Raw genomic sequence first — 16867 nt, 5'->3', positions numbered from 1 at the left:
TCAGCCTCGCCTGCGCCATGATCTGCTGGCGCCGCTTGATCAAATGGACCACGTAGAGATCGCGTTAGGAGCTCTAATGCCAAGCGAGCCGATCCCTCGCCGAAGTCCTACGGGCGCTAATGCCAGCGCGTCCAGCCCTGCCGAAGTCGCTACGGGCGCTAATGCCAACGGGCCGACTTGCCGCCCAACTAGTCTTCCGACCAGCGCGAAGGGGTATGAACCCGGCAAACCTTCGGCGACGGCGTGACCCGCGCGACGAGGCGATACGGGCACCTATGCCAACGATGACCTGCGGAAACTCGTCCCGTCGGTGCCGCGCACAGGGGTTGGCGCGGATGAGCGCCACTCCTGCACCCGAAATGGTGGGCATCCGGGGCAAGGGCGGCACCAGCCGTACCGTGTTCCTCGCCGCCTGACGGCCGTACCGCCCTGGCCGACTACCTGGAGCACGAGCCCTCGGCCGACGCCGGCGCACCAACGACTGCGCTGTTTCTGTCCGCCGCGTCGATCGGGTCCCGGCGGCCCGACGCCGGCTCTCTCCGCGTCCGACCAACATGATCTGTGAGCAGATCGGCCGAGGGCTCCATACCGAGCATGCCGACCGGCCCGGCACATCAGCCCTCTACGGCCCCACGGTCTGCGCCACTCGTTCGCCTTCGCTGGCTGCGCGCCGTCGAACGCTGCAACGGCTGGTCCGCGAAGGCGTGGACCAGGTCCTGGTCGCCGAACTCATGGGCCACGCCAGCGCGACCGCAGCTCAGCTGGAGGATGCGATCTGGCGCGAGCAGGAGGCCACCTCCAGCACCCGCCGCTCGGCGATGTCACGCGCTCGTACCTGGTTCGGCGACACCGCCAGCGGCGGCAAATGGATGCCGCTGATGGGCGCCGACCAGCTTTACCGCATCGCCGACAGCTACCTGTTTGACTGGGTGTTGTTCCGCCGGCTCCGCGCCCGCGGCGAGGCCCGCGGCGCCGCCGGCACCGCCGACCTGCGCCAAGCCCTCGAACTGGTCCGTGGCGCTCCCTTCGACGGCGTTCAGGACGCCTACACCGCCGACCGCACCGCGTACGCGTGGCTGCCCGACTCCGAGATCGCACCCACCCACCTGACCGCCGCGATCGTCGACACCGCTCACCAACTCGTCGACCTGTGCCTCACCGTCGGCGACCTCGCCGGTGCCCGGTGGGCACTTAAGAGACTTTCCGATCAGGAGACCAGGCAGGCGAGCTGGACGACGCGGGTGGGCACTTCACCGGAGGAGCACGCCACCGCGCGGTCCACCTCGGCCCAGCCGGTGTCGCCGTGGCGGAACAGGCGTACCTCGGTGTCCACTGCGGGCTCGCCGTCGATGGTGGCGCTCGGGTCCTCGATGTCGAGCCCGGCCACCGCCCAGTCGCCGACGCACTTGACACCGCCGGACCAGCCGACGACTTCCACCCCCGCCGGCAGGGCGCCTGCGAGTTCGGCCCGAGGCGGGCAGCTGGCGCCGGGACCGGCCGGCGCCAGCGAGGGCAGTGGCTCGTACGTCAGCGACGCCCGCGGCGGAGCCGGGGTGGCGGCCTCCGGCGCAGGTTCGGCGCCGCAGGCGGTGAGCAGCAGAAGCGTGGCGAGGGCGGCCCTCCTCATGCCCGGCCGGCCCAGACCGGGGTTCCCCCGTCGAGGCGGAACAGCAGGGATTCGCTCACCGGCTGCTGGTAGCCGTACGTCGGATAATCGAGGTCGACCTCGGGTTCGATGCCCAGCGTGACGACGTCGGCGAGATGCTCCGGGGTGCAGATCTGCGCACTCGGCCCGCTGCCGGAGCTGACGGAGGGATCGCTGCTGTCGGCGCAGAGTTCGACCGCCAAGCCGGGATAGGTGAGGCTGTCGTCGGAGCGTCGCGGATGGCTGGTGAGCAAGCGCCGGACCTTCGCCGCGCCGTCCTCGGCCAGCCAGGCCCGGGTGGCCGCGTCGCAGTCCGTGCAGAGCGCGAGCAGCGCGGCCGTGTCGCCGGAGCCGGCCGCCGTCCACACCTGGCGGGCCAGGTCGGCGAGCAGGCCGGTGAGCGGTGCGCCGCGTTCGTCGGTGCCGGCCGGTTCGGCGGCCGGTGCGGGCGGCGCGCTCGCGGGCGTGACGCGGGCGGCCGCGGCCTGGGCCGGGGTGAAGGCGAAGAACTCGACGTTCTCGGCCAGCGTCCGGTCGCCGGTCCCGGGCGCGGAGAGCACGAGCCGGCCGGCGAAGCGCCGGGTGTCGTCCGGATCCGCCGGCTCGATCGGCCCCCCGCCCCCGGGCGGCGCCAGCCGCGCGATCCGCCCATCGGCGCCGAACGCGATGCCGAGCAGGCCGGTGGCCAGGTGGGTCCAGGTGCGACCCTCCCGGTAGTAGGAGACCAGCCGGAACGGATACATCAGCTGGCACTCGCCGCCGACCGGGCCGAACGTCTGCACGACACCGGCACCGGCCCAGGAGTACGACAGCACGGTCTGCTGGTCGGGCAGGTGCGCGCGGCGGAACGGCGCGTCGGTGGGCATAGCGGGGTCGGTGGGCTCGGCCTCGCCACGGTGGCCGAGGTCGACGATGCGCTGGCGGGCCCAGCACGCGCCGCTGCTGGGCGCGTCGACCCAGCCGATCCGGTCGCCGGCCGGCGAGCTCAGGCCCTCCCGGACGGCGGCGCCCTCCAGGTTGTGCAGCATCTCCGTCACGGCGCCGTCGCGGGTGACCGACATCAGCGTCGCCTGCGCGCGGATGCCGACCTTCATCTCGTCGAGCGGCACCTCCACCACCACGCGGTCGCGGCCGCCGGCCACCACCTGTGCGGACGTGGCGGCGCCCTCGACGGTGTTGCGCGTGGTGACCGGCTTGCCGAAGGCGACCCGGGCCGGCTCGCCCTGCGCCGGGATGAGGATCAGCCCGGCGCCGTCGCCGCTGACAGTGGCCAGGTCATCGCCGAGGAAGCCGAGCCCGCGGCAGGGGCAAGGGATCGACCGGACGGCGCCGGTGACCGCGTCGGCCACGAAGACGGTGTCGCTGCCCGACGGCGTCTCGGCGGTATTCGCCCAGGCCAGCCGCTTGCCGTCCGGTGACCAGAGGACCTGCTGAGGGTCGTAGTCCATGGTGAGCAGTTGTCTGACGTTGCCGTCGCCGTCGGCGACGTGCAGGGTCTTCCCGACGCGGAACACCAGCGCCGGCTCGCCGGAGCCGGACGAGCGGGTGGGTTCCGGGCCGGGCGTGGACGGCGTGCAGGCCGAGGCGATCAGCAGCAGCGGCGCCAGCGCGGCGGCGAGGACACGGTTCATCAGTTCACTCCTCGCAGAGGTCCACGTACTCGATGTCGTCGCCGACGTGCTCGCGCCACTCATCGCGGTTGAGGCCGCCGCCGGCCCATCGGCAGATCTGGTCCGGCCACTCCCGGTCGGCGACCAGCCAGCGCCGCACCGGTCCCGGTTCCTTCAGCGCCCGGGTGGGCGCGAGGGTGAGCCCGAGGACTGTGCCGCCGTCCGGCGACCAGGTCAGCGCCATCACGTCGTTGCCGTCCGGCTCGACCAGCGGCACCATCACCTGCTCACGGGTGGTCAGGTCGTAGACGTAGACCCGGGACTCCTGGGAGACCGCCACGCGGGTGCCGTCCGGTGAGATCGCGAGACCGGTGGCGAGCCCGCTGCCGGGCACCTGCCAGGATTCGCCGATCGCGTTCAGCTCACTGTCGTACAGCTGCAGGTGGCGGAAGTCGCGCATGGACACGATGTGTGCGCCGTCGGCCGACCAGTCCAGGCGGACCGTGTCCGGCCCGGGTATCCGGCGGATCTCCTGACGGGTCACCAGGTCGATCAGGACCAGCTCGCCCCGGTCGTCGCCGCCGTCGGTGAACACCCCGCGGGCGCCGTGGACGTCCATGGCCGTGTTACCGGGGCGCAGATCGATCGGGCCGGCCATGGTCCAGGTGGTGGTGTTCCAGACGCCCACCTGCCCGGACAGGTGCCGGGCCACCATCAGGTTCGCCTCCGGTGCGAACGCGACGTGCACGCTGAGCTGCCGCTGCGCCTCGCGGACGGCGTCGTCGGGCGTGGGGATGACGAGCTCGCGCGGCTCGTTGCCGCCGGCGGCCGGCCACACCACCACGGCGGCGGACCTGTTGTCGATCTGGCCGACCGCGGCCACGTGGCCGGCCGAGACGGCGGTGTCGTTGATGTAGAAGTTGCGGGACCGGTAGTAGTTGCGCTCGTGGGGATAGGTGAGGCCGGTCGGCGCGTCCCAGTCGGGCTCACCGGCGGGCCGAATCGTGAACAGGCCGCTGGAGCGGCCCTGTTGCCAGTCGTTGAGCAGCAGCGCGCCGTCCGGGGTGTAGGCAGCGGTGCTGGCCGGCGCCAGGGCGGGCAGGGTCAAGTTGCCGCCGTCGCCGTTCAGGACGGCGACCCGGCCGTCCGCGCCGCCGACAACGATCGTGTCGTCCTTGCCCACCGCGGCGGTGTCTGCCCGGCCCCCGTGCGGAGTGGTCGCGGACCGTCCGGTGCCGGCGGCGGTGAGGAAGTCCGGGATGACCGCGGCGCCCGCCTCGCCGGCGATGACCAGCCGGTCGTCGCGGAAGTCCAGCGCGGTGACCGCCGAGGTGAGCCCGCCCAGCGGGAAGGCCAGGTTGCGCTTGGTGGTCCGGTCCCAGAGCAGCACACCTGCGCTGGTGCCGACGGCGAGCCGTTCCGCGGTGCCGCGCACGTGGCTCGCGTCGGCGGCCAGCTCGTCGCCGTCGAGTGCCACGGTGACCCCGTGCTTGCGGGCGCCGACATCGAGGACGCGGTTCTGGTTGAGCAGCACCAGGAGCCGGTCCTCCACGCCGCGTCCCGCCTCCTGCGAGGGCACCACCGAGGCGTCAAGCACCAGGCGACCGGAGAGCACCTCGCCGAGCTGCTGGGCGGTGGCGGTGTCCCGCAGCCGCCAGCAGTCACCGGGCTCCCTGGTCACCATGTCCCAGGTGGTGACGGCGCCGTCGTTCCAGACGGCCACGACGGTGGCGCCGGACTCGATGAAGCCGGCGGTGACGATCCCGCTGTTCTCCCCGGCACAGAAGTAGTCGGGCAACCGTCCCAGCGACTCGGGTTTCCCGCCGGCCACGTTGAACAACCGGATCCGATCGTCGTCGACGGCGGCCATCACCGGCGCGTACCGGCTCATCACGAGCTGGGCGGTGGACCCCGGCGCCCGGCCCGTCTCGGCGCCGGTCTCCAGGTCCCAGGCCTTGATCACGTCGTCGTCGCCGGAGGTGTAGACGCGTGACCGACCTTCGTCGACGGCTACGGCGTACACCAGCGACGGGCTGGCCTTCCAGCTGCGGATGACGTTCTCGTTGGTGGCCAGGATGTCGCGCAGCGCGTCGGTGGTGCCCGCCGCCCCCGGGGAGATCCGGTGCGCGGCGAGCGCGAGCAGCCCGGCCAGGCGCGGGTCGTTCTGCTTGAGCAGGGTGGCCTGGGAGGTCAGCGTGGCCGCCCGGGCGGCCAGCTCGCTGCGGGCGAGCGTGCTCTGGTTGACCCGGTCCACGATGAACCCGCCGAGCACGAGGACCAGCACGAGGGCCGCGGCCAGGGCCACCTGCCGGGTGTCGAACCAGCGTGCCCTGGCCAGGACTTCGTCGAGGTCGGTGGCGTAGTACAGGCCCCGGCGCAGCGCGGGATGCCGGTCGCGCAGGTCGTCGGCCTCGGCCTGCTGCACGCGCGGGACGACCACCCGCAGTTTCGCCCGTTCCGCGGCGGCGAACTTGGCGTCCAGGCCGCCGACCGCGGTGACCCGGCCGCCGTCGTCCAGCCCGCCGGTGATGGCGCGGCGCGGGTGCAGCCGCCGCAGCCGGAGCTGGCCGAAACGGGCGATGCTGCGGCGCAGCTCGTCCAGCCCGGCGCCGAACGCCGCGCCGAGCGAGTCACGGACGACGTCGTTGCATGGCTCGGTGCGCATCCGGATCGCCCAGAGCACGCAGACGCCGGCGCCGCTCAGGTCGCTGGTCCGCCAGGCGGCGGACAGCGAGCGCCGGAACCCGGTGTCGGAGGCCAGGAAGAGCATGCACGCCGGATCCGGGTAGAGCCCGGCCGGCCCGTCCTCGGCCACGGTGAGACTCAGGACCGCGGTGCCGCCCTCGATGTAGCGGTCGAACAGCACCGGCACCTCGACGCGCCGGCCCCGCTGGAGCTCACCGCCGCTGAGGTGGACGGCGACCAGCGCGGCGAGCCCGGCCGCGGCGCCGCCGGTCTCGCCGGCCCGTTGCAGGACACCCCGCAGCTTCTCGTCGGCGGCGCTGAACAGTTCCTTAGGCAGCGTCATCGCCGCGTCGTCCGGCAGAACGTTCGCGCGCTGCCAGTGCGCCAGAGCCGGCGCCAGCAGCTCGGTGGCCCGGCGTGGTTCGTTCAGCGCCTCCGCGACGGCGAGGACCGCGCGGGCGCTGCCCAGGTCGGGGACGTCGGCGCCCTCCGGCTCCAGGGGATCCCGGTCATACCACCGGCTCGTGCCGGCCGCGAAGACCGCGGCGTACGGATGATCGGCGCTGAGCAGCCGCCCCAGCTCACCGGGCGACTCCCGCAGCGTGCGCGCGCAGATCCTGAGCCAGTCCTGCGCGGCCCCGGTGAGCGCGGCGTGGTCCGGGACGTCCGGCTGGCCGGTGGCGAACTCGAGGCTGGTCACTCCAGGCCGTCCCTGATGGCGGCCGCGATCGGATCCCCGTCGGGGAGCTCGCTCAGCAGGGCCCGCCAGCGGTCCCGCCCGGGGCGGTCGGCGTGGGGCACCGAGCGGGCGACGATGTCGGCATCACCGGCGTCGAGCGTGGCCGGGTGCCGGACGTCGCCGACGGCCAGGTCGAGCCGGCCGGCGACCCCGGCGAGAGTGATCCGGCATCCGCTCGTGATCAGGTAGCGCTGCCAGCCGTGGTCGTCAGCCACGTGCATCTCGACGAACACGTCGCCGGGAGCGCGCACGAGGATGTCGACCCGGTCCGGGGCGGACTGGCGGCAGTCGACGGTGATGTCGGTGCCCGGGTCCCACCACTGGACGACTGCCGGATCGGCGGGGCCGGCGGCGCGGGCGCCGCGCAGTTCGAGGCGGGGGATGCTGGTCGTCCCCGCCGGCGCCGGCCAACCGTGCCGGCTCTCGCTGTCGGTGACGAAGGCCGCCATCTCCGCTTCGGAGACGGCGGATGCGCGCGTGGCGTTCAAAAACGTCTGCCGCAGCACAGCGATCCGGCGCGGCGTCGCCGAGGGGAGCATCCGTCGTGCGGTGCGGTCCAGTGCGACCAGCGGTTCCACGGGCCGCTGGCTCCGGTGGTACCGGCGGAACGGGAGCTCGAACCGGGGCCGGGTCACGAGGGCCGTTCCCGCGAGGACGGACATGATCGGGGTCACGGTCTTCTCTGACGGACGCCTGCCGGCATCGTGTCGCGGTGCGGGGCGCAGGGCCGGTACCGGGTTGTTGGGTGTGACGGACCAATAGCTGGTCAGAATGCCGGGCAGCATGGCGCGACGGACGAGCCGGACTTCATCGAGAAGGCGGCCCGCCGAGGACCCGCCGCGGCGCGCGGCGGCGAGCCCATCGGTGAGCAGCTCCATCCCGGCGGCGACCGCCGGCGGGCCGAGCCGGTGAGCGCGCCGCAGGTGGCGGTTCGCCTCGCCGAGGTTCGCTTCGGACAGCCGGAGGTGGTGCCACGCGACGAGGACGGCGGCGTCGGCCGATTCCGGCAGCACCGTCTTCGCTTCCCGCGCCCACTCGGACAGGCGCGGATCACCGGTCCGGGCGAGGAAGTAGCCGGCGGCGATCGCCGCCGCGGGCGTGAGGTCGGCCGGCGACAGGGTGCCGAACGCGTCGACGAGCGTGCGGGCGGAGCGGAGGTCACCAGCGGTCAGATAGTGCAGCAGGCTCAAAGCCACGCCGTCGGCCGGCACGTCGGGTGAACCGGGAAGGCCGAGGCCCGCGGTGGTGATGGTTGTGCCGGCGGGACCGTCGGTGGTGCCGAACTGGAAGGCGACGTTGCGGCCGCCGCCGGCGGAGAACAACCCGGCGCCGGGACGCCACGTTCCACGAAAGCGGTGCCACGGTTGGAGCCAGTCGGCGTACGCCTCGACGGGCGACGGCGCCGCGGGGGCGGATTCCAGGGTGACGGAGGTGTCGCCGGCGGCGACCGCCTCGACGAGTTGCCCGTCCGGCGCCCAGCCCCGGATCAGGTAGGCGCCCTCGTCGAGGGTGAGCTCCACGGGCGTGCCGGCCGGGAGCGCGGTCCGGGCCGCGATCCGCAGGCCGCTGTCGATCACTTCAACCGCCATGACGGCGGCGGCCGGCGTTTGCCAGTGCAGCGCCACGATCATGCGGGGTTCACCTTGAGCTGCGAGTCCCGGTACGGCGGCAGGAGCATCACGGTCGCCGGGTTCCCGGCGTACCCCTGTGCGGCGAACTCGGCGCGCAGCGAGTAGCTGTCCGCCGGAGCCGCGCCTCGCCAGGCGATCTCGGCAGGGGGCCGTTCGAACTTGCGGTCCGCGTTGGCCAGGTGCAGATGGGCGTGCGGCAGCGCGGCCTGCGGGTCGCAGCCGAAGCGGAAGGGGACCAGCGGGGCGTCGAAGGCGTGGATGGTGCCGCCGGTGGACTGACCACCGGCGGCCGCGTACTGGCGGCCGCCGGTCTCGCCCCAGCCCAGCAGGCGGTTGATGCCGAAGTGCAGCAGGTCGGTGGTGACCGGCCAGCCCGGCACGGTGTGGTCCGCCGACCCGCCCTCTAGGGCCTGGATGGCGGCCTCGGTGAAGCGGGTGGGTACGCCGTCCGGCGCCGGGGCGCGGCTGCCCTCTGGCGCTGAGTAGACGATCGGGGCGTCGCGGGACTCCGGGCTGGGCGGCGCGTGCTTGAGCGCGGTCGCGTGGGCGTTGGCACGGCCGGCCAGGTCTTCCGGCGTGTTGCGGCACGCGTCCAGCAGGAAGCACTGGATGCCGGCTTTCGCCATGCGCATGCCGTAGTAGGTCTCCCGGAAGTCGATTGCGGTGGCGAACGGGGTGTGCCGGTCGGCGCCGAAATCCTCCAGGAGCAGGATGTCCTCGGAGCCGAGCCGCAGGCCGTGGCCGCAAAAGAACAGCAGGGCAACGTCGCGGGGGTTGCGGTCGCAGCGGTCGTACCAGCGCCTGAACGCCGCCTGGACGTTGGCCATGGTGGCGCGTTCGACGTCGTGCCCGTCGACCCGCTGCTCCTGCTGCCCGGAGAGGAGGAGCTCGACGCTGCCGACCGGGTTCACCCGGTCGGACCGGTGCCGGCGCAGCCAGTCGACGACGGCGAGCGCCGACGGGACCGCGCAGTTCAGTGGTCCGATGGCGCGGGCGACGTCACGCCAGGGCGGTTCCAGCCGGGTGGACCGGCCGCAGTGCGGGTAGTGGTCGACGCCGATCACCAGCGCGTGCAGGCGGCCCTCGGTGGTGGGGCGCGTGTCGTACACCGTGGTCATGGTGTTGCCCGTGCCAGGCGGGCGGCGAGGCGTTCGTGGAAGAAGGGCTGACGCAGGTAGGCGCCGTGGGCCCAGGCCGCTCCGGAGGGGTAGTGGTAGTCGGTGACCCGGCGGAAGACCGGCTCGGCGCGGAAGGCGAGCGGGTCGGCGCGGTCGACCACGTTGATCCAGTGGCGGATGGCCGGCGGCGGGTCGATCCGTGGCTGTGTTGCGCTGGGCAGGGTGGGGTCGACGGCGGGGAACAGGCCCATCTCGGCGAAGAGGCCGACCTGGCTGCCGATCGTGACGAGGTGGTCGACGACCAGGCCGGGCCGGTGATGCGACAGCAGGTCGTAGGTGATCACGCCGCCGAGGCTGTGCGCGACCACGGTCAGCTTGCGCTCCGGCGTGCGCTCGCGGGCGGCCCTGTCGAGATCCTCCAGGACGCGTTCGACGATCGGGCCGGGTGCGCCGGGGTGCCCGCGCTGTCCCAGGTAGGCGAAGATGTCGCCGACCACGTCGGCCATCAGCGCGGGGATCGGGAGCCGCAGCAGGCCGGCCGCGGCGGTCACCGGTGCGCCGCGGACGACGGCGGCGCCGCGCTTGAGCCGCAGGCGGGCCCGGGACAGCCAGTCGCGGACCGCGTCGCCGGGTCCGAGGGACCGGCGCCGCTCGTCCGGCGGGGTGGCCTCGGTGAGGAGGCGGTCCAGCAGATCGACGTCGTCGTCGACCTCGTCGAGCCACGGGTAGCGGACGCCGTCGCGTTCGTCCGGCACAGCGGCCTCCCGGCGCCGCAAGTAGGCGGTCAGCGTGCCGGCTGCCGCCGCGAGCTCCCGGGTGAGCGCCCCGGTGGGTTCGGGTCCGATGCTGGACAGCAGGTCGACCACGTCGGACAGGTCACGCCGGGCGATGGTGAGCAGGATCCGGTCCGGGTCGGCTGAGTCCTCGGTGGCGGCCGCCTGCAGCGCGAGCCCGAGCTCCTCCTCGGCGCCTAGAGTCCGGCCCGCCGGGCCGTACGCGGACGGGAAGCTCGAGCCGTTCCAGCGGAGTTTCCCGGCCAGGTCGCCCCAATACGGTGAATGGATCTCGGCTTTTGCCGAATCGCCAATGACGGGCAGAAGAAACTGCTCGAAAAGGCCGTCACGAAAATCGCACCTGGCCTCGTATCCGTTGCTTTCCTGCCGGTTGGCGATGCCGTGCACGTACACCAGGGGCACGCGAGATCCTCACGCTGGTCGGCGACTGTGGAAGGACAAGCTATAGTCGCCGCGCCCATCGGTCACATCGGACGTTCGGCCACTGCGGGGTCCTCCTGCGGCGGTCCGATCGGCGGCGTCCCCTGTGGATCCGCGGCCGGTAATTCATTCGATCTGAGTAAATTCGTAGGACGGAGTTGACAAATGCGGTGGTGCCGAGTCCTCGGAATCCTGGTCCTGGCCGCGGGCGTGACGACGGGCTGCCAGGACGAGCCGCCGGTGCCGTCGCCGAGCGCTCCGCCGGAGGACCGGTTCGCCTGGATCGCGGCGGGCGAGATCACCGTCCAGGCCGGCGACCGGACAACCGGCCCGATCGTCGGCGGCTTCCAGCAGGCGACCAACGTCTTCTGGACGGCGTCGGGCGCCTACGCCGGCGCCGTCTCGATCGACGCCGGGGGCCGCGGCTCGGTCGTGGCGATCGACGCGCGGACCGGTGACCTCCGCCGGATCCCGTGCGGCTGCAGCCGGGTGGAGCCGGTCGGCGGGGATCGGGTGGCGTACGTCGACGAGCAGCACCAGGGCCGGATGCTGGATCTGGCGGGGGCGGCCGAGCCGGCGGCGTTCGACCTGAAGCTGCCCGCGGGGGTGCGGGCGACCCAGATCGTGGCGGCCGCCCGCGAGAGCGTGCTGGTGCGCACCGTGCTGCCGTCCGTCGCCGACGGGGCGGGTGACGACACGATCTTCCTGGTCGAACCGGACGGCCCGGCGCGGGAGGTGCACCGGCACGCCTCCATCGTCGGCTCCCGCGCGGCCGGTGGCCGCGACGCCGGCGGCCGCCCGGTGTTTCTGATCAGCCAGCCGGCGGACGACGGGATCTGCCCCGGCGAGAAGGCCTGGATCCTGCGGGCGGGCGGCGACCTCATCCCGCTGGATCTGTCCGTCGGGCCGGGCGCGACCGCGATGGGTGACAGCTGGTGGGACCGGGAGGGCCGGCTCAACAGCGTCCTCAGCGCCACCGAGTGCGAAGGGCCAGCGCCGGAGCCGACCTGGTGGCGGTGGGCCGGCGAGAAGTGGGCCCGGGTCGAGGACCGTCCGGTCACCGCCGTCCGGACGCTAGCCTCCGGCGATCGGGCCGAGATCGTGCCGGATGACGACACCCAGGTTCTGTATCGGCGGCACGGTGACGCGCGCGCCCGGATCGCCGATGAGGTGCTGGCGGTCGCCGCCGCACCGATCTAGTTAGCAGTGAAAGATCAACGGCAACGCTGGTCAGGGCCGTGGGCGCCGGGCGGTGAGCCGCTCGCGCCACTAACCGGTTGACTCACGTTGCCGTTGATTCGGCGAGGAAACTGGGCGGAGGCTTCTGCCGTTCAGGAAGGCCAAACTCCGGTTCTGTTTGTGTCAGTTGTTGATGGAGACGTAGTCCCCCCAGCAGGCGTTCGACAGCTTCGCCCGGTACGTCCCGTAGAGGCCCCCGACGGTCTTGCGGATATCGGCACCGTTGCCGGTGCCGGAGGCGACGGTCTTGCCGGTGCCCGTGTCCCACACCTTCCATGGGCTGCCCTTGCAGGCCTCGATACTGACAGTGATCTTGCGCGTGCTGGTTGCCTTGACCGATGCGGTGGTGCACGTGCGTGACTGCCACGGTTTGTACCAGTACGGCGCGGTACAGGAGGCGCTGGCCGCGAAAGCCGGCGAGGCTGCGCCGCCGACGGCGACCATCGCGGCCGCCGTCACCGCGGCCATCGCTACTGCGGTCTTCCGTTTGAGGATCATGTCACTCCCGATTCGTGAAGTTGACGAATGCACGGCCGCAGGGCCGCCCTGCCGACATCGGCATTCCGGGAAAAGGCATCGCCAGAAGTGGAAGGCACCGCAGCGACGCATATCGCCGTCGAGGCGCGCGCGTCGACCAAAATAAGCTGCGGCTATCGCATCCCGGGCAGGGAATGAACGATGCTCTCGGATTTCCGATTAGGCTGGTAAATAACAACACCCAAGAGGGTTGCCGTCCAGTTATCGGGCCAGCATTGGCCGCAGTTCAGGCCATATGTGTCTGCTATTCCTCTGGACGGGTGCCGGGCGGTGGCCGTTTCCGGAGAAGCACCGCCTGCGAGTTGGTGCAAATCGCGAGGCCGCGAGAGTCCGACCGAGGAGGCTGGATGCCTCGCTCATAAAATCTCAGAAGCGCCGAAATAGGGACAGGTGCGGCTCTGCTCGGCGGTGGTGGGTACTCGACCGCGGTGCGACTGAAGCCGCTGAACGACTTCGCCTATGTCGGGCGGCAGATGGGTGACGAATTTGTCGCTATGCCGACGACATCGTTTCTGATCCCGGCAATTGCACACGGACCTGTTCGCTGCGAGAGACGCGCTGCATCTCGGCGCCGCCGACGAAAAATGGTGGCACCCGGTCAATATCGAGGTGGTAGGATCGGCGCGGCTGTCCTGTTGGAAGCCTTGCCAGATCTCCGCCGCCGTTCTCAACGTGCGCCTAACGAGAAGCTCTAAAGGGCTGTGGTGTGGTGGCTGGCCAGAACCTGCCGCACACGGGCGATCTCCGCGCGCAGCAGCTGCACTGCGGCGCCGTGCCCGCCGCGTTCCACTATCGCAGCGGCATCATCCAGCAAGATGGGCCACGCGACAGCCAAGGTCTCCCGCACGTCGCAATCGGAACACGCGCAGTACGGGCCGACAGCCGGCGACTCGATCGCATCAGGCGCGTCGGCCTGCTCGGCGGCGAACATTGCGTCTGCGCACGCTTCTAGATGGACGATCGCAGCACGGTGAGCCTCCCACCCTGCATCGCGGGTGTGGCCCACAGCCGGGCTAATCTCGGTCATCGCGATCACCGATAGCGCGAGCCGACGCTGTGCTCAACCGCTGAGGGTGGCCGTGGCCTCGGCCTGATTGCCGGGCTTGCATCTCCATCGGAAATAGATTGAGGTGCCGGCGGCCAGCGCCGGGGAGGAACTCCCACCCATAAAGCCCATGGTGGGGATCGCCGCTGTATGCGTAGGGATTGCGACCTTCCTGGTAAGGTTCATGGTGCTCCCGCCTCCCTAAAACGCTGTGGACCTCGTCAAGGACGGTCCCGGTGCTGCGGTTCCCGCGCAGGCACGGTTTGTTCGGCGTTGCAGTGTTGGCCTGCGGTGTGCGAAGCGGCGAATTTTCTGGTCCCCCGCATCCTGTCTCCCCGCCCGTGCGTTGCTCCCAGCTCAAGTCTCGCATCCGAGCTCGCCCTGAAAGAAGACCATCTATCCGACGAAAGCGTCTAGGTTTTGTGAACATCGATGGCCGGAGTCGGGGTCAGATGTGTGCGCTTGACGGCTGTGGACAGGTTGCGGCGATTGGGGCTAGGTCGCCTTTCCCAGAGCCAAGAATGCAAATACCGCAATCGCCGCCATAGGTGAGGCTCAGGCCCTCATAGCGGCGATCGCGGTATTCACGGTGTACGCCGAATCAGTGCGGCGGGAAAAGAGTTCGCGCGTCGGACTCTGCGGCGGTTACATAATTGGCTTGGCCAGGAGTCACACGCGGCGCCGCCCGGGCACGACAAGCCGCCTGGAAGGCCATCGCGGCGCCGTTGCTCACGGAGGGGCCGCCGGCGCAGTGGGAAAATGCCGCTCGCGGACGCGATCGATGGTCAGCTGGCACTGAACGGCATGCGCACGCGGCGTACGGTGAACGGCAAGTTCGGAGCCTGCCCTTGTTGGAGCCTGAGCACTTGCCCTTCAGTGACCCAGAGGCTGCTACCGGTACGGACCAATGACGTGGGCTGATCCAGAGCATCGGTCACCAGGCGCACGGCGCCGGTGCGCACGTCGACGATACTGAGCCGGCCTGGGTTCTCGGTAACCAGCAGCCGGTGGCGGTCGAACATTCGGATGCCATCCGGGTTCGTCAACGACCTCGACAGCGGGATCGGCGAGCCGGGCAGCGCGGTGCCGTCCCTCGCCCGGTCGATCCGGATCAAAGCTCCAGTGCTGTAGTTGGTGGTGTAGAAGCTGCGACGTCCGTCGTAGGCCAGCCCGTTGATCTGAAGACCTGCGCCCGGACCGGTGAGCAGCGGATCGAAGGACCACACCGCGAGGACGCCTCCACCGGGGTTGGTGCGCTGAGTGGTATGGAGCCGGAAGATTCGTCCAGGTGCCGGCGGGATAACCGTTGGATCGGTGGTGTCGGTGACGTACACGTCACCGTCGGCCAGAGTCAGGTCAGCGCAGACACCGCGGTCCGGCAGTACGTACGCCGCGGCGAGACTGCCGTCGATCAACCGGAACGCCCGCAGCTCGGTCAGGGTCTGGAAGCTCAGATCAATGGCGCACGTCCAGAGCACCCGCCGGGCGTCGTCGACCAGAACCCCGGCGGTGCCGATGTTGATGCCGGGCGCCAGGAACGGTTCACTCTTCCACGTCCCGGGCCGGAAGCGGACGACAGCGCCGGTGGTGATGCTGCCAACGAACAGGTGACCGGCAGCCGAAGCCGAGATGCTTTCCGGGTAGAAGTTCTCCCCCGGGATGGTGAGCGCCGAAGGGGGCGCCGAGCCCGGCGACCGCGCCGACACCGCCGTCGGAATGAGGGAGGCAACCAGCGTCATGCCCAGCACGGCCAGCGCCGTGCCCGCACGGTGCTTCATACGGAATCTCCTGCCTGCGAAACGCATAGGGAGAGCACAGGACACCGAGGCGCGCATGGCGTGCTGTGGTACTTCCTGAATACCTCCCGTGCGGGTGGCGAACGTCGAATGCCGTTCAGGCAAGTCGATGTCCATCCACCATGCAACCCGTCACGTGCCTCCCGCACGACCGCATGGTCCATCGTTGCTGGTCAGCGCAACCACCGGTATCAGCAGTGGTCGGGCCAGGGGTGTGCAGAATCCACTGACCACTACTCGTGGCTCATAGCCAGGCGGGCACAATCAGCGACCAGCATGACGTGGCCACCGCCCGGCATGCGGCACTCACCGATTCCAGGCCAGGGTCCGAGTTTGTTAGGCAGCCAACCTACCGGTCGTCGGCAGCCGACGGGCCCTGCTGCTCCACTATCAGTCGCTGCAGGATCGCGAGGCGCTGTTCGAAGTCGGCCCGCTGGTCCGGGTCCTCCTCGCCGATCAGAGCGGCGAGCGCCCGGAACGACTCGGCAGCTCCGGCCAGATCCTGTGACTCTGGCTGCAAGTCATTCCGATCCACCAGGAGGGGGCCACGCAGTTTGTGTGCGCGAATCACCACCGCTCGATCCTCGGCGTACTCGGCGAGCACCTCACCCGTCAGCCTGATTGCCTCATCGAGGTCCGCCATACCGCCGGCCCCGCGCAACTGCGCGCGGCCGTCCAGCGCGGCGGCCAGGTCGAGCAGCCGGGCTGAACGCTGCGGCAGGTTTCCCCCGCCGAACTCGAGCAGGCGACGGAACGCCTGCACATAGAGGTCCGCCATCATCAAATCGGGCTGGCGGCGGCACGCGGCACGCACAGCCGAAGCGTTGCCTTCCAGAACGCGAATCACTGCTGTGCGCAGGTCGGTCGCGGCGCCCTGTGACACCACGGCGGCGACCTCGTCTCGTACCCGCGGCGCGACGGCATCAGGATCGATGACGTGGACGAGGACCTGAGCGGCGCCGCAGGCATGACGCTCCTCGACCGAGTCGTTCAAGCCCAAAGCCCGAAGGCGGTGCACCACTGCGACATCCCCTATTAGCGTGGCGCTGGGGATGGCTCCGGTCCTTGCCGGGGCAGCGACCTGATCTAGAACTGCCGACACCTCAACGAGCGCCGCAGCCTCCAGCGCCGGGGCGAGGTCCTCAGCCTCGATGCAGCGGCGAACTCGTTGCCGCACCTGCTCTGCCGGTGAGAGGTCGGCGCGGACGCCCGTATGTGGGCGCCGTGAAGGAAACCAGCGCCAGGCCATAGGTTCGACCTTATCCGGCCACTTTGGCGGCGCTGCAACCGACATGGGAGACGACTACGGGGCCCCGCGCTTAGATGGCGTTCGCGCGGCTTGCATAGGAGAGCTCGACCTCGCAGGGGAGGTCCCGGACGCGCCGGTGATCCGCACGTCGGTACGCCGAGACCCGTCCACGGCACGGCTCTCCATGTCGGCGCGCAGCCCGCCGTTCTCGCGGGCGCCAGCGCGATCGCTTTCGAGCTGAACTCGCTCAGTCACACTCTCGGACAGCAAGTCACAGGTGCGCTAATACTACAACAGCGTTTCGTTGTGTAGCATTCTGCGAGTGTCTGGTGTGGTCACTCGTGCGGATTTGGATGTGT

Annotated in this window: 11 protein-coding genes; 1 reads left to right on the top strand and 10 read right to left on the bottom strand. The window is 70.8% G+C overall.

Annotation, left to right across the window (positions count from 1 at the left end):
* Positions 1–1207: 1207 nt before the first annotated feature.
* The 6 genes from AC0NH5_RS42585 to AC0NH5_RS42560 are packed head-to-tail and all read right to left on the bottom strand — an operon-like array spanning position 1208 to position 10624.
* The gene (locus tag AC0NH5_RS42585) at positions 1208–1627 is read right to left on the bottom strand and encodes a hypothetical protein (RefSeq protein WP_474414121.1); all 420 of its coding nucleotides are present in this window, start codon (positions 1625–1627) and stop codon (positions 1208–1210) included.
* Positions 1624–3276 carry a hypothetical protein gene (locus AC0NH5_RS42580; protein ID WP_474414119.1) on the bottom strand — a complete coding sequence of 551 codons (1653 nt, stop codon included), beginning with the start codon at positions 3274–3276 and terminating at the stop codon, positions 1624–1626. The genes AC0NH5_RS42585 and AC0NH5_RS42580 overlap by 4 nt, the downstream gene beginning before the upstream one ends.
* A gap of 4 nt (positions 3277–3280) precedes the next feature.
* Positions 3281–6640, bottom strand: a complete 3360-nt coding sequence (locus AC0NH5_RS42575) for a WD40 repeat domain-containing protein (RefSeq protein ID WP_474414117.1) — start codon at positions 6638–6640, stop codon at positions 3281–3283.
* Positions 6637–8310: a hypothetical protein gene (locus AC0NH5_RS42570; protein WP_474414115.1), complete on the bottom strand. Its 1674-nt coding sequence runs from the start codon at positions 8308–8310 to the stop codon at positions 6637–6639. Before AC0NH5_RS42570 ends, AC0NH5_RS42575 begins: the two co-directional genes overlap by 4 nt.
* Positions 8307–9419: a caspase family protein gene (locus tag AC0NH5_RS42565; RefSeq protein ID WP_474414113.1), complete on the bottom strand. Its 1113-nt coding sequence runs from the start codon at positions 9417–9419 to the stop codon at positions 8307–8309. The genes AC0NH5_RS42570 and AC0NH5_RS42565 overlap by 4 nt, the downstream gene beginning before the upstream one ends.
* Positions 9420–9424: 5 nt before the next feature.
* Positions 9425–10624, bottom strand: coding sequence for an esterase/lipase family protein (locus tag AC0NH5_RS42560; RefSeq protein WP_474414111.1), 1200 nt, complete (start codon positions 10622–10624; stop codon positions 9425–9427).
* Positions 10625–10807: 183 nt separating this feature from the next.
* Between AC0NH5_RS42560 and AC0NH5_RS42555 the strand changes: the two genes are divergently transcribed.
* Entirely contained in the window at positions 10808–11842 is a 1035-nt protein-coding gene (locus AC0NH5_RS42555; RefSeq protein WP_474414109.1) for a hypothetical protein, read from the top strand.
* 162 nt (positions 11843–12004) lie between these two features.
* On the opposite strand, the gene AC0NH5_RS42550 is transcribed toward AC0NH5_RS42555, so the two are convergent.
* The 4 genes from AC0NH5_RS42550 to AC0NH5_RS42535 all read right to left on the bottom strand — a co-directional run bounded on the left by AC0NH5_RS42550 (position 12005) and on the right by AC0NH5_RS42535 (position 16253).
* Positions 12005–12379 carry a hypothetical protein gene (locus AC0NH5_RS42550; protein ID WP_474414107.1) on the bottom strand — a complete coding sequence of 125 codons (375 nt, stop codon included), beginning with the start codon at positions 12377–12379 and terminating at the stop codon, positions 12005–12007.
* Between the two features lie 730 nt (positions 12380–13109).
* Positions 13110–13349, bottom strand: coding sequence for a hypothetical protein (locus AC0NH5_RS42545; protein ID WP_474414105.1), 240 nt, complete (start codon positions 13347–13349; stop codon positions 13110–13112).
* 899 nt (positions 13350–14248) lie between these two features.
* The gene (locus AC0NH5_RS42540; RefSeq protein ID WP_474414103.1) at positions 14249–15376 is read right to left on the bottom strand and encodes an SMP-30/gluconolactonase/LRE family protein; all 1128 of its coding nucleotides are present in this window, start codon (positions 15374–15376) and stop codon (positions 14249–14251) included.
* Between the two features lie 232 nt (positions 15377–15608).
* Positions 15609–16253 (bottom strand): hypothetical protein, encoded by a 645-nt coding sequence (locus tag AC0NH5_RS42535; RefSeq protein WP_474414101.1) that lies wholly within the window; start codon positions 16251–16253, stop codon positions 15609–15611.
* Positions 16254–16867: the final 614 nt, after the last annotated feature.

The sequence above is a fragment of the Actinoplanes sp. 13 genome, assembly GCF_056134165.1.
Note: the sequence above shows the minus strand (reverse complement) of the source record. Positions and strands in the feature narration are given on the sequence as shown.

Bases quoted from the DNA above. Each gene is read 5' to 3' on its own strand.
- AC0NH5_RS42580 (WP_474414119.1), bottom strand. From the start codon at position 3,276: ATGAACCGTGTCCTCGCCGCCGCGCTGGCGCCGCTGCTGCTGATCGCC.
- AC0NH5_RS42555 (WP_474414109.1), top strand. From the start codon at position 10,808: ATGCGGTGGTGCCGAGTCCTCGGAATCCTGGTCCTGGCCGCGGGCGTG.
- AC0NH5_RS42570 (WP_474414115.1), bottom strand. From the start codon at position 8,310: ATGATCGTGGCGCTGCACTGGCAAACGCCGGCCGCCGCCGTCATGGCG.
- AC0NH5_RS42540 (WP_474414103.1), bottom strand. From the start codon at position 15,376: ATGGACATCGACTTGCCTGAACGGCATTCGACGTTCGCCACCCGCACG.
- AC0NH5_RS42585 (WP_474414121.1), bottom strand. From the start codon at position 1,627: ATGAGGAGGGCCGCCCTCGCCACGCTTCTGCTGCTCACCGCCTGCGGC.
- AC0NH5_RS42545 (WP_474414105.1), bottom strand. From the start codon at position 13,349: ATGTTCGCCGCCGAGCAGGCCGACGCGCCTGATGCGATCGAGTCGCCG.
- AC0NH5_RS42550 (WP_474414107.1), bottom strand. From the start codon at position 12,379: ATGATCCTCAAACGGAAGACCGCAGTAGCGATGGCCGCGGTGACGGCG.